The sequence below is a fragment of the Gaiella sp. genome, assembly GCF_035710885.1.
Lineage (GTDB): Bacteria > Actinomycetota > Thermoleophilia > Gaiellales > Gaiellaceae > Gaiella.
In genome coordinates, this window is sequence record NZ_DASTCS010000066.1 from 15630 (window position 1) to 35688 (window position 20059).

The following is a 20059-nucleotide window of genomic DNA, read 5'->3' on the forward strand; positions in this document are numbered from 1 at the left end:
GCCCGGGACATGTGGCAACCGTCACGTGTTCCGGTGGGGGAGGCCCGGTACTTGCAGTATCAAATAAACTGATTATAATTGCTCTAACAACTATTGAGCGGAAGGAGAACGGAATGGACGTCACCATCATCGGCACGGGGAACATGGCCCGGGGCATCGGGACCCGCGTCGTCGCAGGCGGCCACCCGCTCACGGTGCTCGGCGTCGACGGCTCGAATGCCGAGGCGCTGGCACGCGAGCTGGGCGGCGAGACACGCGCCGGCGTGGTCGGCGATCCGATCTCGGGCGACGTCGTCGTCCTCGCGGTCTGGTACCCGGTCTCGCGGGAGGTCGTGGAGCGCTACGGCTCGCAGCTCGACGGCAAGGTGGTCGTGGACATCTCCAACCCGCTCGATGTCCAGACGTTCGAGCCGGTTCTCCCGGACGCCGGCTCGGGTGCCCAGGAGGTCGCAGCTGCGGCGCCCGGCGCGAAGGTCGTAAAGGCCTTCAACACGACCTTCGCAGGAACGCTGGTTCCCGGTGAGGTCGGCGGGCACCCGCTCGACGTGCTCCTCGCCTCCGACGACGACGAGGCCAAGCGGACAGTGGCGCAGCTCGTGGAGGATGCCGGCTTGCGTGCCGTCGACGCCGGCCCGCTCCGCCGTGCGCACCAGCTCGAGGCTCTCGGCTATCTGCACATCGCGCTCCAGGAGCAGCTCGGTACGGGCTACGCGAGCTCGGTCAAGATCCTCGCCTGATGAGACCCGAGCCGAGCGACGCGCTCACGGGACCACCCGAGGCCGACGGCCGGATGGCCCCGATCACCGCGCGCGCGGGCTACATGATGGGGCGGAACGTCGACCGAGCGTGGTCGCCCGAGCGCGCGGCCGCGTGGGAGGGGTTCCTCGAGCTCAGCCGACAGCTACGTCGTGCGGCCGAGGGCCTGCTCGAGCCGTTCGGCCTGAGCGTGAGCATGCTCGGGGTCATGGGTCGGCTGGAGCGCGCGGAGGCTCGGACGCTGCGGCAGACCGAGCTGGCCGAGGCGATGGGGCTCAGTGTCAGCCGGATCTCCAGGCTGATCGACGCCCTCGAGCGCCGGGGGCTCGTCCAGCGCCGTCCGTGCCCGGCCGACGCACGCGCCACGAACGTGACGCTGACGCGTGCCGGCCTGACGTTGGCCCGCGGGGCCCAGGACGCGGTCTTCGGGTTCGTCGAGGAGCGGTTCTTTGCGCCTCTCTCCGATTCCACGGTCAAGACGCTCGCCCACGCCTTCACGACGCTCCTGGGTCGCAGCCAGGACGACGCGGGCGCCTGCGAGTAGCCCGCGCGGCTCGCGGTCAGGACGTCGACGTCTGCAGTGCCGGTGCGGGAGCGGCGAGCGCCTCCGCGAGGGCGGTCGCGGCCTGCGCGACGGCGCGCCTGCCGTCGTCCAGGAACTCACCGAACGAGAAGAAGCCGTGGATCATGCCGTCGTAGCGCGTCACCTCGGCGGGAACGCCGAGTGAGCGCAGCCGGGCGGCGTAGGCTTCCCCCTCGTCGCGCAGGGGATCGAGCTCGGCGGTGATCACCAGGGTGGGCGGAGAGACCGCCAGAGCCTCGTCGCTTGCGAGGAGGGGCGAGACACGCGGGTCGTCGATCGAGCCGTCGCCGCCTGCGAGGTAGTGGTCGACGAACCAGTCCATCGCCGCCTCGGTGAGCCAGTAGCCCTCCTTGTAGGCCTCGTGTGAGGCGCTGCCACCGCGGGCGTCCGTCACGGGGTAGACGAGCAGCTGGAAGCGAAACGGCGGCGAGCCGCTCTGCGTCACGACGGCAGCAAGGTTGGCGCCCGCCGAGTCCCCGCCGATCGCGAGCCGCCCGGGATCGCAGCCGAGGGCTCTTGCGTTCGCGTGCGCCCAGCGGGCCGCGGTGAACGCGTCTTCCAGCCCCGACGGGAAGGGCTGCTCGGGGGCAAGCCGGTAGGCAACGGAGAGCACGGCGCATCCGCTCTCGTCCGCGAGCGACCGCGCCAGGTTGTCGTGCGTGTCGAGGCTGCCGAGCACCCAGCCGCCGCCGTGGAGGTAGACGAGTAACCCGAGACCCTGCTCGGCGCTCGGCCGGTACAGGCGCGCGGGCACGCCTCCGGCGTCGACATCCCGGATCTCGTCGAGGGAGACGGTGGGAGGACGGATCCGCGAGTTGCGCAGAGCCCGAACGGCCTCGGGGGTCGACGTCTCGATCGGGGGATCGCCGAGGGACTCGATCAGCTCGAGCAGCGCCTGCGCCCGTGGGTGGATCGGCATCGGACGTGAGTCTCGCAGGTGCCGCGCGACCACGTCGCGACGCGGCGCCACGGGCTTGGAGCTCGAATCGGAACGAAGCCTCGCCCTGTTGCAGAAGCGTCGTTCTGATTCGAGTTCTCAGTCCGCTGCGAGGCGCAGGTCGAAGCCTGCCGGAGCGTGCACGTTGAGGAATCGTGCGATCGAATCCGTGCGGTTCGCGAACGTGTGCCGCACGCCCGGCGGCACGAGCACGAACGTCCCTGCTCCGGCTGTGACCTCGTCGTCCTCGACGAGGAAGACCAGCTCGCCCTCGACAACGTAGAACGCGTCGTCCTCGGTCGGGTGGACGTGCGGCTCCGGCCCTTCCCGATGCGGCGCCACGGTGACCGACGACAGGTTGAACCGCGGCGTGTCGGCGCTACGCGCGAGGAACTCGACGTTCCCGACCCGGTGGCCCTCGCCCGGCCGGACGACGACGGCGCGCTCAGCGCCCATCCGTCGCCTTCCCGCCCGACGTGCTGACGCCGAGGTCGCGAAGCAGCCCGTCCTCGAGGCCGTACACCAGCCCGTGCACGATGAGCTCCTCCCCGCGCGCCCAGGCGTCCTCCACGACGGTCGTCTGGCTCACGTTCGCCACCTGCTCGGCCACGTTCAGCTCGCAGAGCCGGTCGAGGCGCTGCTGCTCGGGCAGGGATCCGAGCTCCTCGGCGTGCTTCTCGCAGACGTCCTCGACGTGCCGGAGCCAGTTGTCGATCAGCCCGTGGCGCGCGCCGGTGAGCGCCGCCGCCACACCGCCGCAGCCGTAGTGGCCGCACACGATCACGTGCTTCACCCGCAGGATGTCGACCGCGTACTGGAGCACGGAGAGGCAGTTCAGATCCGTGTGCACGACGACGTTCGCGACGTTGCGGTGCACGAACACGTCGCCCGGCGCGAGCCCGACGATCTGGTTGGCCGGGACGCGGCTGTCGGAGCAGCCGATCCACAGGTACTCGGGCGACTGTCGCGCGGCGAGGCTCGTGAAGACGTCTGGGTCGCTCGCCACCATGGCCGCGGCCCACGCGCGGTTCCGCTCGAAGAGGTCTGCGAGGTCGCTCATGCCCCGGGAGGCTATAGCGGCGCTCACCGCGTGACTCGACTGGACGGCTCGTGGAGCCGTCCAGTCGAGTATGAGGCCCGACTAGATGATCGATGCCATGAGATCGTCCGGGTCGGGGCGTGGGCTGGCCGGAAGCGGCCCAGACGCGCGAGACCACGCAGCCGAGCGCGCGAGATCGTGGCATCAATCATCTAACTGCAGGCGCCTGGAGGATCGCCCCGAGGAGCGACCCGGAGAAGTCGGACAGCGAGCGCTCGACGAAGGCCGGGTTGGCGCCGACGAGCCTGGCCACCTGCACCTTCCCGGCGTTGGGGCTCGGGCAGAGGACCTGCTCCACGTCCTGGAGGCGGATAGTGACGGCGAGGTTGCCGTTCGCGAAGAACCGCGTGATGTAGCCGAAGCCCAGGCCGAGCTCCCTCGGCACCCGTTCGACCGTGCACGTGAACTGCGGCTTCGAGTCGATCGAGACGTGCGGCACGTCGCGGCCGTAGGCCCGGAACAACGCAACCTGCTCTCCATCGAGGACGAGCGGCGCCGAGATGTGCGTGTCGTAGCCGCTGCCGCCGAGGTAGAAGTCGCTCCCGTCGCCGGGAGCCCAGATGTTGACGTCGTTCCCATGGCCGCTCGAGAGGACGTCGCTGTTCGGCGCGAGACCCTTCTCGACACCACCGACGAGGATGTCGCTCGACAGGCCGCCCTCGATCACGTCGCCGCCCTTCATCCCGATCAGCAGGTCGCCTCGCACGCCGCCGACGAGGACGTCCGTGTTGTCGAGGTGCTGCTTCGCGGTGACGTTCGCCGGTTGGATGAACGTGTTGGCGGCGTTGTCGTTGTCGGCGCCTACGAGCACGTTCCTCGCGAACGTGCGGCCCGCCTGCAGGGCCGCGCCGGCCGGCTGCAAGGTCACGATCAGGGTCGCCGCGGCCGTCCCGAGCAGTGCGAGTACGGCGAGGCTCCGAGTGCTTGGGCGTGAGATCATGTCTCCTCCTTCGAGTCCCGAGTGGCAGGTGTCCTGTGTTCCCCCGAGGACACCGCCGTCCCGAGACCTATTCCGCATGGATCGCGAGCTCGACCCAGCACGCCTCGGCGACCACGTCGATCGGCTCTTCCGCGCGGCCTGGGCGCTGACCGGGTCGCGTGAGGACGCCGAGGACCTCGTCCAGGAGACCTACGCCCGCGTGCTCGCGAGGCCGCGCTTCCTGCGCCGGGACGACGACCTCGGCTACCTCCTTCGTGTCCTGCGGAACACGTTCCTCAACGAGCAGCGCACGCGCTCGCGGCGACCACGCACGAGCCCGCTCCCGGAAGGCGCCGACTTCGTGGAGGAGCGCGCGACCACGCAGCCCGAGCGAGCGCACGAGGCCCGCGAGATCTACGACGCGATCGCCGCGCTCCCGGACGAGTTCCGCGACGTGCTCGTCGCGGTCGACGTCGCGGGGCTCTCCTACCGGGAGGCGGCCGATGCGCTCGGCGCCCGCGAGGGGACCGTGATGAGCCGGCTCTACCGTGCGCGGCAGCGGATCGTGCGGCACGTCGAGGGCGAGAACGTCTAGCGACCGTGTCACGGGACGTGGAATCCCGTGACACGGTCGCAACCCGAGGCGCTACGAGCAGCCGGTGTTCGTGCCGCAGTCGCGGCAGGTGTAGCACGAGCCGGTCCTGACCATGCGGCCGCCGCAGCGGGCGCACTCGACCGCGTCCTCCCACTGGTTGAAGAGCGCCGTCTGGCCGGGCGGCGCGGACTCGACGGCCGCGGCGGCGGCTCCCGCGGTCGGGTCGTCCGTGTACGCCGCGGCGAGGCGCGCCTTCACCTCGGCGGTCAGGATCCCCGCCTCCTCCTGCTGGTCGGCGGTCAGGAACTTCTTGCCCATCCAGCGGAAGATGTAGTCGACGATCGACTTCGCGACGCGGATGTCCGGGTCGTTCGTGAGGCCGCTCGGCTCGAAGCGCATGTGGCTGAACTTCGAGACGTACACCTCGAGCGGCACGCCGTACTGGAGGCCGAGCGAGACGGAGATCATGAAGGAGTTCATGAGCCCTGCGAGAGTCGTTCCCTCCTTCGCGATGTCCACGAAGATGTCGCCTGGCGTGCCGTCCTCGAACAGCCCGACGTGGATGTACCCCTCGTACTCCCCGACCTTGAACTTGCGGCCGACCTCGGTGCGGTCATCGGGCAGGCGGCGGCGCTGCGGATGGGCGACGACGCCGGTCGCGCCGATCGGCAGCACCACCGGGGCGGGCCCCTCCTTCGAGGACGAGAGCGGCTGGGCGACCTTGCAGTTGTCGCGGTAGATCGCGATCGCCTTGACGCCGAGCTGCCAGGACTCGACGAACAGCTTCGCGATCTCGTCGATCGTCGTCGACTCGGGCAGGTTGACCGTCTTCGAGATCGCGCCCGAGATGAACGGCTGCACCGCGCCCATCATCTTCACGTGCCCCATGTAGTGGATCGCGCGGTCGCCGATCGCGCAGTCGAACACGGGGTAGTGCTCGGTCTTCAGGTGAGGCGCCCCGACGACGCCGCCGCGCTCGTCGATGAAGGCGACGATCTCCTCGACCTCGCGCGGCGCGTAGCCGAGCTCGCCGAGCGCCATCGGGACGGTCTTGTTGACGATCGTGATCTCGCCGCCGCCGACCAGCTTCTTCGACTTGACGAGCGAGAAGTCCGGCTCCACCCCGGTCGTGTCGCAGTCCATCATGAAGCTGATCGTCCCGGTGGGGGCGAGCACCGTGGCCTGCGCGTTCCGGAAGCCGTGCACCTCCCCGATCTCGAGCGCCTCGTCCCACGCGCGCCGCGCGCCGTCGAGCAGGTCGTCGGGGACCGACTCGGTGTGGTCGATGTTCCCGACCGCGGCGCGGTGCTTGGCGATCACGCCGACCATCGCCGCCCGGTTCTCCTGGTAGCCCGCGTGCGCGCCCATGCGCTTCGCGACCTCCGCCGACTTGCGGTACGCGCGGCCCGTCATCAGCGCCGTGATCGCGGCGGCGTACGCCCTGCCCTCGTCCGAGTCGTACGGCAGGCCGCGCGCCATCAGGAGGGCGCCGAGGTTCGCGTAGCCGAGGCCGAGCTGGCGGAAGCGCTTCGCGTTCCGCCCGATCTCGGGGGTCGGGTACGACGAGTAGCCGACGAGGATCTCCTGCGCGAGGAAGACGACGTCGACGGCGTGCTCGAACATCTCGACGTCGAACTCGCCGTCCTCCCGGCGGAACTTCATCAGGTTGAGCGACGCGAGGTTGCACGCCGAGTCGTCGATGTGCATGTACTCGGAGCACGGGTTCGACGCGTTGATCCGTCCCGTGTTCGGCGACGTGTGCCAGGAGTTGATCGTCGTGTCGTACTGGACGCCCGGGTCGGCGCACTCCCAGGCCGCCGCGGCGATGTCGCGCATCAGGCCGCGTGCGTCGACCGACTCGACGACCGTGCCGTCGGTGCGCGCGGTGAGCGACCACTCCTTCCCCTCCGTGACGGCCTCCATGAACGCGTCCGTCACGCGCACCGAGTTGTTCGCGTTCTGGTACTGGATCGACGCCCAGTCGGCCGAGTCGAGCGACATGTCGTAGCCCGCCTGCTCGAGCACGCGGGCCTTGCGCTCCTCGCGTGCCTTGCACCAGATGAACTCCTCGATGTCCGGGTGGTCGACGTCGAGCACGACCATCTTGGCCGCGCGCCGTGTCTTGCCGCCCGACTTGATCGTCCCCGCCGAGGCGTCCGCGCCGCGCATGAACGACACGGGCCCGGACGCGTAGCCGCCCTTCGAGAGCTGCTCCTTCGAGGAGCGGAGCCGCGAGAGGTTGAGGCCGGAGCCCGAGCCGCCGCGGAAGATGATCCCCTCGCGCCGGATCCAGTCGAGGATCGACTCCATCGAGTCGTCGATCGAGAGGATGAAGCAGGCCGAGCACTGCGGGGTCTCCTCGAAGCCGACGTTGAACCAGACCGGGGAGTTGAACGAGGCGTACTGGTTGACGAGGATCGCCTTCAGCTCGGCGTGGAAGGTCTGGGCCTCCTCGTCGGAGGCGAAGTACCCGCCCTGACGGCCCCAGTCCGTGACGGTGTCGGCGACGCGGCCGACCATCTGCTTGACGCTCCGCTCGCGCTCGGGAGACGCCATGCGGCCGCGAAAGTACTTCTGCGCGACGATGTTGGTAGCTGTCTGCGACCAGAACTTCGGGAACTCGACGTCGCGCTGCTCGAACACGGGCCCGCTCTTGCCCGGGATCAGCGCATCACGGGTCTCCCACTCGATCTCGTCGAAGGGATCGCGGCCGGGGATCGTGAAGTATCGCCGCGGCGAGACGCCGGCCTTGCCGTCCAGAACGGTGTTGACGTACTCCTCCTGCTCTTCGGACTTGGTCTGCGGTGCCTGCGTCGCCTGCTTGGCGGTGGCCATGCTGTCCTCCCGGGCCGAGATGTCGAGTCACCCTTTGCGCCGGGCGCGTTGTAGCGCGTCCTGCGAGCGGACCGGGCATGCTAGGACGCGGGTCGGACGGCACCGAAATTCCTGCAAATTGCTGAAAATCGGGCGCGCTCTCACCCACGGATTCTAGCTGCCGCGCCGTGTCCGAGGTCAGCGTCGGCGGGCGGCGAGCCAGCCTGCTGCGCCGCTCGCGAGGAGCACGCCGGAGAGCGCAGCGAGCACGATCACCGGCAGCGGCAGCCCCGCGCTCTGGGTCTCCTCGGCGGGCTCGCTCGCAAGCCGGGCGGGCTTCTTCGTCGCACCCCTCACCGGCGGGTGATCTGCCCTCCCCGTCACCGGCTGCGGCGCGCCCTCTGCCTCGGTCTCTGCCCGCGTGTCCCGCTCGGCCTCCGCCGTGGGAGCCTCGGCTGCGGCCGGCCCGGGCGGTCCGTTGCCCGGGTCGCTCCGACCGCGTCGGGCGTACTCGAGCGCCCGGGCGATGTCGCGGTCGGCGTCGGAGTACTGGAGGACGTCGTCCGGGAGGGCACTGATCGCGGCTCGATAGCAGGGGAGCGGGTATACGCCGTCGACCCGGCCGCCCGAGTACCAGTCGCGAATCACACGCTCTGCGCACTCGTCGAGCGAGCCCGCCGTCACGGTTGGCGCCACCGCCAGGAACGACGACGTCACCGATACCAGGACGAGCAGTCGACGGAAGGGCATTCGCTATTTATGCCCCAAGTCAACGGCTCTCAAACCTGGCGTGGTCGCCAGGTTGCCGAGAAAAGCGGCGGGGCTAGGCGGCGCCGGGCGGCGGGCCGCCGGCGCGGCGCGCCTGCGCGCGGCGGCTCAGGTAGCCGGCGCCACCGGCCGCGAGCAGGAGCAGCGCGAGGCCGCCGAGGATCAAGAGCGGGATCGGCAGGGAGGAGGGGCCCGACGTGTCGACGGGCTCCGACGCGGTGGTCTCCTCGCCCGGGCCGGGGTCACCCGGCTCGGCTCCGGTCACCGTCGAATCCCCGGGGTCCTCCGGGGTCGTCTCGGTCGGCCGCTGGCCGCCCGACGCGCCCGGGTCGGGCTTGCCCTGGCGCGCGTACGCGAGCGCGCGGAGGATGTCCTCCTTGGCGTTCGAGTAGTCGAGCACGTCGACGGGCAGCGAGCGGATCGCCTCCTGGTAGCAGTGCTTGGGGAAGATCTTGTCGACCCGGCCGTCCCCGTACCAGTCGGCCACGACCTCGTCGGCACACGTCTTCGCCTCGGCCGACGCGGTCGGCGCAGCCCAGAACGCGACGAGCGCGACGAGCGCGATCAGCGCGGGGAGACCGAGGAAGCGACGGGAGAAGACGTCAGGCAAGGGCAATCGAATCGGACGAGCCGGGTTGAGTCTTCCCGCCCTCCGTGGGTCGGTAATCATGGAAGGGTAAACGATGTGTAAGACGCCGTTCGCGGCATACGGCGGGAGACCTCCGCCCGCCGAACGGCCCATGGTAGCCTCGCCGCGTCATGACCGCGGCGGCGCGACCCGCGCTCAGGACCGGGCGCGTCGCGGAGATCGGCCTCCTGATCGCTGTCGGCGCGCTCCTCGCCGGGGCGGTCCTCGACGGCGCCGGCTCGCGTGACGACTCGCTCGCCACGGTCGGGATCGCGGCGATCGTGTGCGCCGCGCTCGGCCTCGGAGTTGCTTTCCGGGGTGCGCTCCCGCTGCCTCGCCTGGAACGCGCAGGGGTCGTGTTGGTCGTCGGCTCTGGTGCTCTGACGGCCTGGGCCGGCCTCTCGATCGCGTGGTCGGTCGCCGGAGACCTGTCCTGGGAGTGGCTCGCACGCGGGCTCGTCTACCTGTCCTTCCTCGCGCTCGGGCTACTCGCCGGGGCGACGGCGGAAGGCGCCCGTCGCGTCGCGGCCCTGACGGCGATCGTGATCGCGGCCGCCCTCGCGTGGGCTCTCCTCGGCGTCGCGATCCCGTCGCTCTTCCCCGACGGCGACCGGATCTCGCGGCTGCGAGAGCCGGTCGGCTACTGGAACGCGCTCGCGCTTCTCGCAGGCGCTGCGATCGCCTTCGGGCTCTGGATCGCACGCACGCCCAGGGTGACGGTGCGCGTCGGCGGTTGCCTGCTCGTGTATGTCGCCGCCGTCGCGTTGCTCCTCACGCAGTCGCGGGCGGGCGTGGCCGGCGCCGTCGCCGTGCTCGCCCTCTGGCTCGTTCTCTCCGACGAGCGCCTCAGCGACGGTCTGCGGGCGGCGCTCGCGCTGCTCCCGGCACTGGCGGTCGGCGGCTGGGCGTTCACCCGGCCCGCCCTTGTCGAGGACGGTGCCCTGCGCGTGGACCGGGTCGACGACGGACGCGTCTTCGCCGTGCTCCTGATCGTCGGTGCGCTCGTCGTCGGCGTGGCGGCCTGGCGTGTGCGCGCCCGTCGCCTCGCGTCGGAGCGCGGCCCGGCCGTCCGTGCCGTGCTGGTCGGCATGTGTGCGCTCGCCGTCGCGGTGGGTGCCGTGGGGCTGGTGGCGACGGTGGGAAACCCGTTCTCCTGGGCGTCTTCGCAGATCTCCGGCGGCGAATGCGTGAACGACCCCGGCCGGCTCACCGACCTCTGCGCGAACAACCGCCTCGCGTGGTGGGAGGAGGCGATTCGTGTGGCCGCGGATCACCCCGCACGCGGCTCGGGCGCGGGGACCTTCGCGCTCGCCAGGCGCCGCCATCGGGAGGACGCAACAGCCGTGAGCCAGCCGCACAGCGTCCCGCTGCAGCTCCTGGCCGACCTGGGGGCGATCGGTTTCGCGCTCGGCCTGCTGGTCGCGTGCGGCGCCGCCGTCGGCATCGTGCGCGGGCTGCGGCGGACGGCGGCGAGCGAGAGGCCGGCGGCCGTCGCGCTCGCCTCCCTCGTCCTCGCCTACGCGGTGCACGCCCTCGTGGACTACGACCTCGACTTCCTGGCGGTGACGGCGCCTGCCTTGGTTGCGACCGGCACGCTCCTCGCGGTGGCGAGACCTGCGTCGGCGTTCCGCCTCGGCCTGCCGGGTCTCGTCGCGCTCGGCGCCGTCGCCGTGGCCGCGGCGGCCGCCGTCGCGCTGCCGGCGCTCGCCGACCGCGACGCCGAGCGGGCATTGGGGGCCGTGGACGCGGGGAGGATCTCGGATGCCGTCGAGGCGGCAGATCGCGCCCGCGCGCTCAACCCGCTCTCTCCCGCCCCGCTGCAGGCCCGCGCGCTGGCCGCCGACGCCGAGGGTGACCGTCGCGCGGCCGTCGCCTGGTACGAGCGGGCGACCGATCTCCAGCCTGAGAACCCGGACCTGTGGTTCGACCTGGGCCTCTACCACGTCGTCGCGACCGAGGACCAGTGCGCCGCCTACCAGGCTCTCAACCGCTCGTACACGCTCGACCCTCGGTCGAGCAGGTGGGCGCCGGGAGGGCCGCTCGACATCGCGCGGGTCGCCGTCAACGCCGGCGCGTGCGAGCGCTGACGCGAACGCCGGCCCACGCGAGCTCGGGCCGAGGGTCAGCCGCCCAGGATCAGCACGGTGTGCGCGCCCTGGAGCTGCTTCGGGCGGACGCCGTCGAGCGGGCTGACCACCTTCACGCCGAGATCCCGGGCGAGCCGGTGCGCCTCGCCCTCGAAGCCGCGGCGGTACATGACGAGGGACGTGACGTAGTCATGGCTGGGGGCGTTGCCGACGAGGCCGATCCGATATCCCTTCCCCGTCACGCGCGAGGCGGCGGACGCGGCGGCGCCCTGGCGCCCATTCCCGTTCAGGACGACGACCTTCACCTTGCGGCGCGGAAGCTCGGCCGGGGCCGCCTTCGCGGCGCGCGACGGCTTCGCCTTCGCCGCCTTCGTCGGAACCGCAGCCTCGGGCGCGGCCCTGCGCACGGCAGGCTCGGGCTTCGCCAGGAGCGCCCCGCCGATCATCACCAGCAGGACGAGCTCGACGGCGGCGATGGCGGCGACGACCAGCGTCGCAGTGCGCCAGGGACGGACGGCGAGCTCGACGCGATCGAGGCGGATCGGATGGTCCACGACGCGAACGAGGTTCGCCCGCCGTGCGGCTACTCCTTCTCCACCGCCGCACACGTCGCGACGATGCCCTCGGCGAGCCGTACCGAGGCAGTGAAGCCGAGCTCGCGCGACGCGAGCTCCGTGTCGAGCACGCTGCGCTGCGCGTCGCCGGGCCGGGGTGGCCCGAACGAGGGCGGCGCGTCGACCCCGACGGCCTGCTCGCAGAGCCGGTGCAGGCCGGCGATCGTCGTCTCGACGCCGGTGCCGACGTTGAACACACCGCCGCCCTGGGCGGAGGCGGCGAGCAGGGCGCGGACGACGTCGTCGACGTGGACGAAGTCGCGGGTGATCGACCCGTCGCCGAAGATCGTCGTCGGCTCGCCGGCGGCGAGCCGTTCGAGGAAGATCGCGACCACGCCGCCCTCGAGCGACGCGGACTGGCGTGGCCCGTACACGTTCGCGAACCGGAGCGTGACGTGTCGCGTCCCGAAGACCCGGTTCCAGCCGTCGACATACACCTCGGCCGAGCGCTTCGCGAGCCCGTAGGCCGAGACCGGCAGCAATGCGGAGCGCTCGCGCGCCGGCCCGTCGACCTCGCCGTAGATCGCCCCACCGGTCGAGGAGAAGACAAGGTGCGCGCCCGCAGCCCGCGCCGCCTCGAGCACGTTCACGGTTCCGACGACGTTCACCTCCGCGTCGTACGCCGGCTGCTCCATCGAGGTGCCGACGTCCGCCTGCGCCGCGAGGTGGAAGACCAGCTCCGCGTCGGTCTCGAACGGCTCTCGGATGTCGTGCTCGAGGAGCGTCGCCGCCGGGTCGACGTGCTCTCGCTGGCCCGTGCTGAGGTCGTCGACCACGACGACCTCGTCACCGCGTGCGAGCAGTGCGTCGACGAGGTGCGAGCCGATGAAGCCCGCACCGCCGGTGACGAGGGCTCGCATCGGTGCAATCTAGACGCTTGATGTGGGTTCTGGGCACGCGCGGTTGGGGCCTGCGCGCGGCGCATCGCGGGCGTCCCGCTGCTCACCGATGCCTTCGGGTATCGGCGAGCACGGATACGACCACGCTGCTTGGCGCATGCCCTCCCCGCCACGCACCCCCCAACCCACATCGAGCCTCTAGACGTGTGTCGGGACGCGTGGTCTAACGTCCGGCCGATGTTCGTCACGTTCGAAGGCCTCGACGGCAGCGGCAAGACGACCCAGGCGAGGCTGCTCGCCGACGCGCTGGCGCGCGACGGCGTGGACGTCGTGTCGACCCGCGAGCCCGGCGGCACGCCGCTCGGAGACCGGATCCGCGAGCTCGTCCTGCACGGCGACCACGTTGCGCCGTGGGCCGAGGCCGCGCTCTATGTCGCGTCGCGGGCCCAGCACGTGGAGCAGGTGATCCGGCCGGCGCTCGAGCGCGGCGCCACCGTGATCTCCGACAGGTACCTCGACACCTCCGCTGCCTACCAGGGTGCGGGCCGGGGCCTGGGGCTGGACACGATCCTCGACCTGAACCTCGTCGCCGTCGGCGGGTTGGTCCCTGACCGGACGTTCCTCGTCGACATCGACGTCGAGACCGCTCTCGCGCGCGTCGGCGACAAGGGAGATCGGATCGAACGTGCGGGCGCCGAGTTCTGGCCCCGTGTCGTGGACGCGTACCATCACCTGGCGGCCCGGTTCCCCGAGCGCTACGTCGTCGTCGACGGCCGGCGAGGCCCGGACGAGATCGCGGCGGAGATCCGTGACCACCTTCGCTGACGTGCCCGAGCAGACCGAGGCGAAGCGCCTCCTCGAGGCCGCGCTCGCGGACGGGCCGGCGCACGCCTACCTGTTCCACGGCGCGGCGGGCGTCGGCAAGCGCTCCGCGGCCCGCGCCCTCGCCGGCGTGCTGCTCGGCGACCCCCGTCGCGTCGACGCGGGCACCCACCCCGACCTGCGCGTGATCGAGGCGCTCGGCGAGATGATCCGGATCGAGGAGATCAGGGCTCTCCACCACGACCTGCACATGCGGCCCTTCGAGGCCGATCGCCGCGTCTACCTCATCTTCGACGCGCACCGGATGAACGACGAGGCTGCAGCCAGCCTCCTCAAGGACCTCGAGGAGCCGCCGGGGTACGCGACCCTCGTCCTCGTTGCCGACGAGCTCGGCCCCCTCCCGGAGACGATCCGATCGCGCTGCCAGCTCGTTCCGTTCCGGCGCCTCTCGCGCGCGGCGATCGAGGAGTGGATCTCCGTGAAGGCGCCGGGCCTCGCCCCCGCTGAGGTCGCCGTGCTGGGGCGGGTCGCGGGCGGGCGGCTCGACCGGGCGGCGAGGCTGCTGGACGAGCCGGCGCGCGCCCGGCGCACGGCCCTCCTCGACACGGCGCGCGCCGCGTACCGCGACGACGCTTTCGACCCCGCCGCGGCGGCGGCCGTGATCGTGGCGGCCGCCGACGCCCTGGGGGCAGCCGCCCGCGAGCGCGAGCAGGCTCGCGTCGACGACCTCGATCTTCCTACCCGCGAGTCGGAGCAACGGGTGCGTCGAGCCGAGTTCGGCGCCGAGAAGGCCGAGGTGCTCGCCTCCCTCGACGACCTCGGCGCGTGGTACCGCGACCTGGTCGTGGTCGCGAACGGCGCGGAGGCCGCGGTCGTCCACGCCGACCGGCTCGAAGAGCTGCGCGAGGACGCGGCGGCAGGGGCGGGGGCCGGTGCCGAGGGGGCCGCAGCCCTGGTGCGCCAGGCATGGCGCGAGGCGGAGGAGTTCAACCTCAACGCCCCGCTGCTGCTCGAGGCGCTCTTCGTCCGCCTCCGGCGTGAGCTCAGCCGACCGTCAGTCGCACCGTGAAGCGGAACCGCTGCGGGCGAGAGCCCGTGTTCAGGATCGAGGCCGTGCACTGACCGGGGCCCGCCCGCGGCAGCACGAGGGCCGCGGTAGAGCTCGTGCCCGTGAGGAGTTTGCGGCGCAGGACGTCCCCGCACGTGACCTCGACCCGGCCGCGAGCACCCGAGCCGCGGCGGAAGGCGCCGTCGAGGCGCACACGCCGGTTCGGGCCGAGAAGCCCGAAGGGGACCGAGACACGGTCGTTGGGGTCGAGTGTCCCCTGCCTCACGATCACCACGGGCTTGAGAGCAGGTGCGGTGCCCGTGATCACGGGCGGCTCGGCGAGGCCGAGGTCGGCACGGATCGCCTGCTGAACGGTTCGAGAGGGAGGATGGAGCCAGGCGATCTTGTAGCCGCGTCGGAGGTTCGTGTATGCGTAGTCCTCCGCGAACACCTCGCTGATCGACCGGTCCCAGCCGACCTCGTAGCGGTCGCGCACGCTGCGGGCCTCGACCAGCTCGGCCATCCCGCGAGCCTTCCACCAGAGCGGCGTCCCGTTGGGCTCGTCGAGGCCGCCGTGGCGCCTGCTCGCGTCGACGTGATGACCGTACTCGTGGATCAGGGTGTGCGCGGTGTCGAAGCCGCTTCCGGCCGGCACGACCATCACTCCTCGGTTGCCCGTCCGGCGCGAGTAGCAGCCCGCGGCGCCGTGCCCGCAGCGGTCGCGCAGCTCGTCCCAGGTCACGATCCGGATCGTCACCCGCGAGATCTCGTGGGCGTGCGCGGCGCGCCGCAGCAACCCGGCGTACCACCCGAGCTCGACGTCCGCGCGGACGTCGAAGTGCATCGCTCTCCCGTCGTCGTCCTGCAACACGACCTCGCGGGCGGAGACGGTGCCGGAGAAGGAGAGCGCGGCAATGACTGCGAGCATCCCGACCAGCGCCGACCGTGCCATCTCCGGCCAGGGTAGAGGCCGGCTCGTGTCGCCCGGGTTAAGCACGCGCCCCGGTCCCAGGGGGGTTTTCGCCGGGCCCACGGCGCTACACTTCGCCGTCCCCGGCCGACGTAGCTCAGCTGGTAGAGCACTTCACTCGTAATGAAGGGGTCCGCGGTTCGAGGCCGCGCGTCGGCTTTCCGGGACTCACGCGGGATCGCGCTACGTCGAGAGGCCCTTTTCGGGGGCCTCTCGATCGTCCGTCACTGCCGACAGCGAGTCACGCGGGTCGCTCGGTCACACGATCGGCCACCGACCGCCGCAGGTTGCGAGGCGGCTCAGCTCCAGGCGCGAGGCCTGAGGAACTCGTCCAGCTCGACTCGGCCGGCGAGATTGTCGAGTGTCCCGACGAGGCCTGCGAACGTGCATTCGGCAACGATCTCGAGGATCTCCGGCGTCGTCACCCCTGCCGCGGTCGCGCGCGAGACCGCCTCGTCGTCCACCTTGCCACGGTCGACCACGATGCTTCGGGCGAGCTCGTAGACGGCGGCGAGCTTGGCGTCCGATGGCGGCCTGTTCGAGCGCATGCGCTCGAGCTCGGTGTCGTCCACGCCGAGGCTGGCCAGGACCGTCGAGTGGAACGCCACGCCGTACCGGTTGTCGACCGCGACGCCGACGGCCACGCCGGCAGTCTCGCGTGCGACCGGGTCGAGCCGGCCGGATCCGACTGCGCGGCGCAGCCCGTCGAACGCGCTCAGCAGGGCGGGCGAGCCCGCGGCGGTGCCGGCCATGTTCGGTACGAAGCCGAGATCGGCCGCGATGCCGTCGAGGATCGCCTTCGACCCGTCCGGGGCGTCCTCGGCGCTGTGGATGGTGAGCTCCATCATGGGATCTCCTTCGGTCGTCGGAGTCCGAAGAATGCGGCCGCCCCGTGAGCCCGGCAATTCCCTGGGAGGGAAGTGCGAGCTCGCCGTAGCCGCCTAGCATTGGGTCGTGGCCGTCGCCCAAGCACGTGTCGATTTCGGCGAGTTGCTGCGGCATTGGCGCCGCGTCCGGGGGAAGAGCCAACTCGACCTCGCAGGGGCGGCGCGAACCACGGCGCGCTATGTCAGCTTCGTCGAGACCGGCCGGTCGCAACCCAGCCGCCGGATGGTCGTCCGGCTCGCACGGGCGCTCGAGGTACCGCTTCGCGAGCGCAACGGCCTCCTGCTCGCAGCCGGGTACGCGCCGCTCTACGCGGCGAGCAAGCTCGAGGGCCCAGAGCTGGACCGCGTGCGCCTGGCGCTCGGATCGATGCTGTCCAAGCACGAGCCGTTCCCCGCCGTCGTCATGGACCGAGCCTGGAACGTCCTGCAGGCAAACGACGGGGCCCAGCGACTCTTCGGCGAGCTGCTGGCTCCGGAGCCGCTACCCGAGCCGGCCAACGTCCTCGACCTGATGATCGAGCCCGGCGCGGTCCGCGATGCCGTGCTGAACTGGGAGGCCGTCGTGCCCGAGCTTCTGGAACGTTGCCGGCGCGAAGCGGTCGGGGGCGTCATCGATCCCGCCACCGCCGAACGGCTCGAGAGATTCCGCTCCCGACGCGACGTCGCGTCGCTGATCGACCAGGCCGCTGCCGCGAAACCGACCTTGCCGGTCATCGACGTCGCCTTCGCGTTCGGCGGCGATCGCCTCAGCTTCTTCTCTGTCGTGTCGACGATCGGCACGCCGATCGACGTCACCGCGCAAGAGCTCCGGGTCGAAGCGTTCTTTCCCGGTAACGCCGAAACGCATCAGGCCTGGACGCGGGGCACCGGCTAGCTGCCGCCGACGTACGGGAATCCGCGCGGACACGCCCGGGGTGAGGGTCAAGCGGCGTCGGCCGGTGCGGCGGCGGGATGCGACTGCAGAGTCTTCTGCCTACGCGCCTTGAGGCGAGGCCCGACCTGCACCATCGCATCGACCACCGGGAGCAGTTCCCGCCCCAGTTCGGTGAGCTCGTACTCCACTGTCGGCGGGGAGGTCGGCATGACCGTGCGCTCGACGATGCCGTCGTGGCGGAGTCGCTGAAGTCTGGCCGAGAGCATCTTGGCGGAGACGCCACCGATGTCGCCCCGGAGCTCGTTGAAGCGTCGTGGGCCCTCGCGGAGGTACCAGACGATGTTCGGCGTCCATGCGCCCCCGAGGAAGGCCATGCACTCCGAAAGCGGACACACGGTCGGCGGAGCCTCCACCCGGCTCTTGCGGTACTTGACCAAGGTGTCACCAAGTTACCAGATGCCTACTGGCAGTTGCTTGCGAGAAGCACCTTGGTTACCTATGGTGATCTTCGATGCGAGTTCGACCCCCACAGACCGGCGGCGGCTGGCCACGGACGCGGGTCGCCGAGATGCTGGATCTTCGCTATCCGATCATCCAGGGGCCGTTCGGCGGCGGGCTGTCGAGCGTGGCGCTCGTGTCGGCTGTCTCCAATGCGGGTGGCCTGGGCTCATTCGGTGCTCACCATCTCGAGCCGGGTGAGATCGCGGGTCTGACCTCGGAGCTTCGCGCGGCGACGAAGAGCTCGTTCGCGATCAACCTCTGGGTGTCGACCCATGACGTCGTCGAGGCGGAAATGACGCGTGAACGGTTCGCCGACGCGGTGAACCGCCTGGGGCCCCTCTACGAAGAGCTCGCAGTGACGCCTCCGCTGTACCCGGATCGATTCGCCGCGTCGTTCGAGGATCAGGTGGAAGCGGTGATCGCCGCAGCGCCACGAGCGTTCAGCTTCGTCTTTGGTGTTCCGGGCGACGGCGTGCTGCAGGCGTGTCGCGAACGCGGAGTCGTCACGATCGGCACGGCCATCACCCCCGACGAGGCTGTCGCGCTCGACGAGGCCGGCGTCGACCTGATCGTCGCGTCCGGCTCCGAAGCGGGTGGGCATCGCGGCGCGTTTCTCGCCAACGCCGAAGACTCCCTCGTCGGCACGATGGCGCTCGTCCGGGTCGTCGCGGAGGAGGTTCGGGCGCCCGTCGTCGCCGCGGGAGGCATTGCCGACGCGCGCGGGATCGCAGCGGCGTTCATGCTCGGCGCGGAAGCCGTCCAGATAGGAACCGCGTTTCTCGCAACCGAGGAATCCGGCACGACGCCCGAGCACCGGGCGCTGCTCTTCGGCCGGGCTGCGAGACATACGCAGCTGACGCGGGCCTTCAGCGGGCGGCTCGCCCGCGGGATCCCGAACCGCCCGATGAGCGAGCTCGCCGAGAGCGGCGCGATCGAGCCGTACCCCTACCAGGGCTATCTGCTCAAACCGGTCGTCGACGCCGCTCGCAGGCAAGGCCGCACCGACCTCTACTCCCTGTGGTCGGGCCAAGCCGCTCCACTCCTGCGCCACCACCACGCACGGGAGCTCTTCGAGGCGCTCGTCGACGGCGTCGACCAGCTCCTCGCCGGCGAAGGCCACCGCATCGAGGCGCCCATTCCAGAAGCCTGACGGTTCATCGTCTCGATCCCGAACAGACAGCAGAAAGGAGCCGCAATGGCGTCCGCAGTTCATCCGTTCAGCGGCGCATACAGCGCCGACCCCGCCCACTCCTCGTTCCAGGTGTCGCTACGTCACATGGGCGTGGGCTCGTTCCGCACCGCGTTCGAGGACGTCGACGCCCGGCTCGAGTCGACCGCAGGCGGCTATCGGCTGGTGGGCCGCGCCCGGGCAGACTCGATCGGCATCAAGCACCCGCCCGAGTTCCGTGCGCACGTGGTCGAAGGCAGCGAGTTCCTCGACGCAGGCAACCACCCGTACATCTCTTTCGAGTCCGCGACGCTGCGAATGCACGACGACGGCAACGTCGAGCTCGAGGGCACGCTGACGATCAAGGGCATGGAGAAGTCGATACGTGCCACAGGGACGTACCGGCCGCCGATCGAAGACATCTACGGCAGGCAACGGGCCGCAATCGACCTCGTCTCGAGGATCGATCGCCGCGACTGGCAGATGAACTACCAGGGACAGTTGCCAAACGGCGACGACGTGCTCTCCTGGGACGTCGACGTCTCCGTTCACCTCGAGCTCGTCGCCGACGCTGCGTAGCGAGTGCGCGTCCTCGGCCTATCCGGGAGCCTGCGGAGCGGCTCCTACAACACGTCCCTCCTCCGGGCAGCCGGACGACTGTTGCCGCCGCCCGCGGACCTCGAGATCTATACCGATCTCGCGGCTGTGCCACCCTACTCCGAGGACCTCGACCTCGAGAGAGCGCACCCGGCCGTCGAGCAGCTCCGCCGCGCGATCGCCTCCGCAGACGCGCTCCTGATCGCCACGCCCGAGTACAACTCCTCCATCCCGGGTCACTTGAAGAACGCGGTCGACTGGGTCTCGCGGCCCTTCCCGGACAACGTCCTGAGGCGGAAGCCGGTCGCCGTCATCGGCGCGAGCACCGGTCTCTTCGGCGCGGTCTGGGCGCAAGCCGAGCTCCGCAAGGTACTGACGACACTCGGCGCCGCGGTCCTCGATGCGGAGGTCGCCGTTCCCGCGGCACATGCCGCGTTCGCCGACGACGGCCGCCTCCGCGACCCACGTCTGGCCACGGCGCTCCAAAGGACCGTCGACGAGCTCGCGGCCAGCCAGGCCAGCCGTGCCGCCTGACCGGGCCAGGACACTGCAT

General features: G+C 70.9%; 22 protein-coding genes, 1 tRNA gene and 1 pseudogene. 12 read left to right on the plus strand and 12 right to left on the minus strand.

Annotated features, from left to right (window positions below; translation table 11 throughout):
• The first annotated feature begins 113 nt into the window (after positions 1 to 113).
• Together VFO26_RS15350 and VFO26_RS15355 are read left to right on the plus strand one after the other, a co-directional pair.
• Entirely contained in the window at positions 114 to 737 is a 624-nt protein-coding gene (locus VFO26_RS15350; protein ID WP_325115932.1) for an NADPH-dependent F420 reductase, read from the plus strand.
• Positions 737 to 1300 carry a MarR family transcriptional regulator gene (locus VFO26_RS15355; RefSeq protein WP_325115933.1) on the plus strand — a complete coding sequence of 188 codons (564 nt, stop codon included), beginning with the start codon at positions 737 to 739 and terminating at the stop codon, positions 1298 to 1300. The genes VFO26_RS15350 and VFO26_RS15355 overlap by 1 nt, the downstream gene beginning before the upstream one ends.
• 16 nt (positions 1301 to 1316) lie before the next feature.
• Here the strand turns inward: VFO26_RS15355 and VFO26_RS15360 are convergent, their stop codons facing one another.
• From VFO26_RS15360 to VFO26_RS15375, 4 genes are all read right to left on the minus strand, one after another.
• Entirely contained in the window at positions 1317 to 2258 is a 942-nt protein-coding gene (locus VFO26_RS15360) for an alpha/beta hydrolase (protein WP_325115934.1), read from the minus strand.
• A 117-nt stretch (positions 2259 to 2375) separates the two neighbouring features.
• Complete coding sequence (locus VFO26_RS15365) at positions 2376 to 2732, minus strand: cupin domain-containing protein (RefSeq protein WP_325115935.1); 357 nt, start codon at positions 2730 to 2732, stop codon at positions 2376 to 2378.
• Positions 2722 to 3336 (minus strand): carbonate dehydratase, encoded by a 615-nt coding sequence (gene can / locus VFO26_RS15370; RefSeq protein ID WP_325115936.1) that lies wholly within the window; start codon positions 3334 to 3336, stop codon positions 2722 to 2724. Before can ends, VFO26_RS15365 begins: the two co-directional genes overlap by 11 nt.
• Positions 3337 to 3523: 187 nt before the next feature.
• Positions 3524 to 4315, minus strand: a complete 792-nt coding sequence (locus VFO26_RS15375) for a hypothetical protein (RefSeq protein WP_325115937.1) — start codon at positions 4313 to 4315, stop codon at positions 3524 to 3526.
• 76 nt (positions 4316 to 4391) lie between these two features.
• Between VFO26_RS15375 and VFO26_RS15380 the strand changes: the two genes are divergently transcribed.
• Entirely contained in the window at positions 4392 to 4889 is a 498-nt protein-coding gene (locus VFO26_RS15380) for an RNA polymerase sigma factor (protein WP_325115938.1), read from the plus strand.
• A gap of 51 nt (positions 4890 to 4940) precedes the next feature.
• Here the strand turns inward: VFO26_RS15380 and VFO26_RS15385 are convergent, their stop codons facing one another.
• The 3 genes from VFO26_RS15385 to VFO26_RS15395 form a co-directional block, all read right to left on the minus strand.
• A complete protein-coding gene (locus tag VFO26_RS15385) occupies positions 4941 to 7724 on the minus strand; it encodes a vitamin B12-dependent ribonucleotide reductase (RefSeq protein WP_325115939.1) in 2784 nt (927 codons plus the stop codon).
• A gap of 177 nt (positions 7725 to 7901) precedes the next feature.
• Positions 7902 to 8453, minus strand: a complete 552-nt coding sequence (locus tag VFO26_RS15390; RefSeq protein WP_325115940.1) for a hypothetical protein — start codon at positions 8451 to 8453, stop codon at positions 7902 to 7904.
• Between the two features lie 73 nt (positions 8454 to 8526).
• A complete protein-coding gene (locus VFO26_RS15395; protein WP_325115941.1) occupies positions 8527 to 9081 on the minus strand; it encodes a hypothetical protein in 555 nt (184 codons plus the stop codon).
• 149 nt (positions 9082 to 9230) lie between these two features.
• On the opposite strand from VFO26_RS15395, the gene VFO26_RS15400 reads away from it, so the two are divergent.
• Complete coding sequence (locus tag VFO26_RS15400) at positions 9231 to 11186, plus strand: O-antigen ligase family protein (protein ID WP_325115942.1); 1956 nt, start codon at positions 9231 to 9233, stop codon at positions 11184 to 11186.
• A gap of 35 nt (positions 11187 to 11221) precedes the next feature.
• Here VFO26_RS15400 and VFO26_RS15405 read toward each other — a convergent pair whose 3' ends face one another.
• Together VFO26_RS15405 and VFO26_RS15410 are read right to left on the minus strand one after the other, a co-directional pair.
• Complete coding sequence (locus VFO26_RS15405) at positions 11222 to 11740, minus strand: LytR C-terminal domain-containing protein (RefSeq protein ID WP_325115943.1); 519 nt, start codon at positions 11738 to 11740, stop codon at positions 11222 to 11224.
• A 29-nt stretch (positions 11741 to 11769) separates the two neighbouring features.
• Positions 11770 to 12660, minus strand: a complete 891-nt coding sequence (locus VFO26_RS15410) for an NAD-dependent epimerase/dehydratase family protein (protein WP_325115944.1) — start codon at positions 12658 to 12660, stop codon at positions 11770 to 11772.
• Between the two features lie 216 nt (positions 12661 to 12876).
• On the opposite strand from VFO26_RS15410, the gene tmk reads away from it, so the two are divergent.
• Positions 12877 to 13464, plus strand: coding sequence for a dTMP kinase (gene tmk, locus VFO26_RS15415; protein WP_325115945.1), 588 nt, complete (start codon positions 12877 to 12879; stop codon positions 13462 to 13464).
• Positions 13448 to 14530, plus strand: a complete 1083-nt coding sequence (locus tag VFO26_RS15420; protein WP_325115947.1) for a hypothetical protein — start codon at positions 13448 to 13450, stop codon at positions 14528 to 14530. The genes tmk and VFO26_RS15420 overlap by 17 nt, the downstream gene beginning before the upstream one ends.
• Here the strand turns inward: VFO26_RS15420 and VFO26_RS15425 are convergent.
• Positions 14505 to 15461 carry a hypothetical protein gene (locus VFO26_RS15425; RefSeq protein WP_325115948.1) on the minus strand — a complete coding sequence of 319 codons (957 nt, stop codon included), beginning with the start codon at positions 15459 to 15461 and terminating at the stop codon, positions 14505 to 14507. The two genes, VFO26_RS15420 and VFO26_RS15425, sit on opposite strands and share 26 nt — an antisense overlap.
• Positions 15462 to 15565: 104 nt before the next feature.
• On the opposite strand from VFO26_RS15425, the gene VFO26_RS15430 reads away from it, so the two are divergent.
• Positions 15566 to 15638: transfer RNA gene (locus tag VFO26_RS15430), tRNA-Thr, on the plus strand.
• Between the two features lie 140 nt (positions 15639 to 15778).
• On the opposite strand, the gene VFO26_RS15435 is transcribed toward VFO26_RS15430, so the two are convergent.
• Positions 15779 to 16327, minus strand: coding sequence for a hypothetical protein (locus VFO26_RS15435; RefSeq protein ID WP_325115949.1), 549 nt, complete (start codon positions 16325 to 16327; stop codon positions 15779 to 15781).
• Positions 16328 to 16433: 106 nt separating this feature from the next.
• Between VFO26_RS15435 and VFO26_RS18010 the strand changes: the two are divergent.
• Together VFO26_RS18010 and VFO26_RS15440 are read left to right on the plus strand one after the other, a co-directional pair.
• Positions 16434 to 16628: pseudogene (locus VFO26_RS18010) on the plus strand (helix-turn-helix domain-containing protein); the annotation flags it as partial.
• An 84-nt stretch (positions 16629 to 16712) separates the two neighbouring features.
• Positions 16713 to 17240: a hypothetical protein gene (locus VFO26_RS15440; RefSeq protein ID WP_325115950.1), complete on the plus strand. Its 528-nt coding sequence runs from the start codon at positions 16713 to 16715 to the stop codon at positions 17238 to 17240.
• 47 nt (positions 17241 to 17287) lie between these two features.
• Here VFO26_RS15440 and VFO26_RS15445 read toward each other — a convergent pair whose 3' ends face one another.
• A complete protein-coding gene (locus VFO26_RS15445) occupies positions 17288 to 17614 on the minus strand; it encodes a helix-turn-helix domain-containing protein (protein WP_325115951.1) in 327 nt (108 codons plus the stop codon).
• A 137-nt stretch (positions 17615 to 17751) separates the two neighbouring features.
• Between VFO26_RS15445 and VFO26_RS15450 the strand changes: the two genes are divergently transcribed.
• The 3 genes from VFO26_RS15450 to VFO26_RS15460 are packed head-to-tail and all read left to right on the plus strand — an operon-like array spanning position 17752 to position 20040.
• A complete protein-coding gene (locus tag VFO26_RS15450; protein WP_325115953.1) occupies positions 17752 to 18891 on the plus strand; it encodes a nitronate monooxygenase in 1140 nt (379 codons plus the stop codon).
• 45 nt (positions 18892 to 18936) lie between these two features.
• Positions 18937 to 19488: a YceI family protein gene (locus VFO26_RS15455; RefSeq protein WP_325115954.1), complete on the plus strand. Its 552-nt coding sequence runs from the start codon at positions 18937 to 18939 to the stop codon at positions 19486 to 19488.
• A gap of 3 nt (positions 19489 to 19491) precedes the next feature.
• Complete coding sequence (locus VFO26_RS15460; RefSeq protein WP_325115955.1) at positions 19492 to 20040, plus strand: NADPH-dependent FMN reductase; 549 nt, start codon at positions 19492 to 19494, stop codon at positions 20038 to 20040.
• The last annotated feature ends 19 nt before the right edge of the window (positions 20041 to 20059 follow it).

Coding starts and splice junctions, on each gene's coding strand:
- VFO26_RS15350 (WP_325115932.1), top strand. CDS start 114: ATGGACGTCACCATCATCGGCACGGGGAACATGGCCCGGGGCATCGGG.
- VFO26_RS15355 (WP_325115933.1), top strand. CDS start 737: ATGAGACCCGAGCCGAGCGACGCGCTCACGGGACCACCCGAGGCCGAC.
- VFO26_RS15360 (WP_325115934.1), bottom strand. CDS start 2,258: ATGCCGATCCACCCACGGGCGCAGGCGCTGCTCGAGCTGATCGAGTCC.
- VFO26_RS15365 (WP_325115935.1), bottom strand. CDS start 2,732: ATGGGCGCTGAGCGCGCCGTCGTCGTCCGGCCGGGCGAGGGCCACCGG.
- can (WP_325115936.1), bottom strand. CDS start 3,336: ATGAGCGACCTCGCAGACCTCTTCGAGCGGAACCGCGCGTGGGCCGCG.
- VFO26_RS15375 (WP_325115937.1), bottom strand. CDS start 4,315: ATGATCTCACGCCCAAGCACTCGGAGCCTCGCCGTACTCGCACTGCTC.
- VFO26_RS15380 (WP_325115938.1), top strand. CDS start 4,392: ATGGATCGCGAGCTCGACCCAGCACGCCTCGGCGACCACGTCGATCGG.
- VFO26_RS15385 (WP_325115939.1), bottom strand. CDS start 7,724: ATGGCCACCGCCAAGCAGGCGACGCAGGCACCGCAGACCAAGTCCGAA.
- VFO26_RS15390 (WP_325115940.1), bottom strand. CDS start 8,453: ATGCCCTTCCGTCGACTGCTCGTCCTGGTATCGGTGACGTCGTCGTTC.
- VFO26_RS15400 (WP_325115942.1), top strand. CDS start 9,231: ATGACCGCGGCGGCGCGACCCGCGCTCAGGACCGGGCGCGTCGCGGAG.
- VFO26_RS15410 (WP_325115944.1), bottom strand. CDS start 12,660: ATGCGAGCCCTCGTCACCGGCGGTGCGGGCTTCATCGGCTCGCACCTC.
- tmk (WP_325115945.1), top strand. CDS start 12,877: ATGTTCGTCACGTTCGAAGGCCTCGACGGCAGCGGCAAGACGACCCAG.
- VFO26_RS15425 (WP_325115948.1), bottom strand. CDS start 15,461: ATGGCACGGTCGGCGCTGGTCGGGATGCTCGCAGTCATTGCCGCGCTC.
- VFO26_RS15435 (WP_325115949.1), bottom strand. CDS start 16,327: ATGATGGAGCTCACCATCCACAGCGCCGAGGACGCCCCGGACGGGTCG.
- VFO26_RS15445 (WP_325115951.1), bottom strand. CDS start 17,614: ATGGCCTTCCTCGGGGGCGCATGGACGCCGAACATCGTCTGGTACCTC.
- VFO26_RS15450 (WP_325115953.1), top strand. CDS start 17,752: ATGCGAGTTCGACCCCCACAGACCGGCGGCGGCTGGCCACGGACGCGG.
- VFO26_RS15455 (WP_325115954.1), top strand. CDS start 18,937: ATGGCGTCCGCAGTTCATCCGTTCAGCGGCGCATACAGCGCCGACCCC.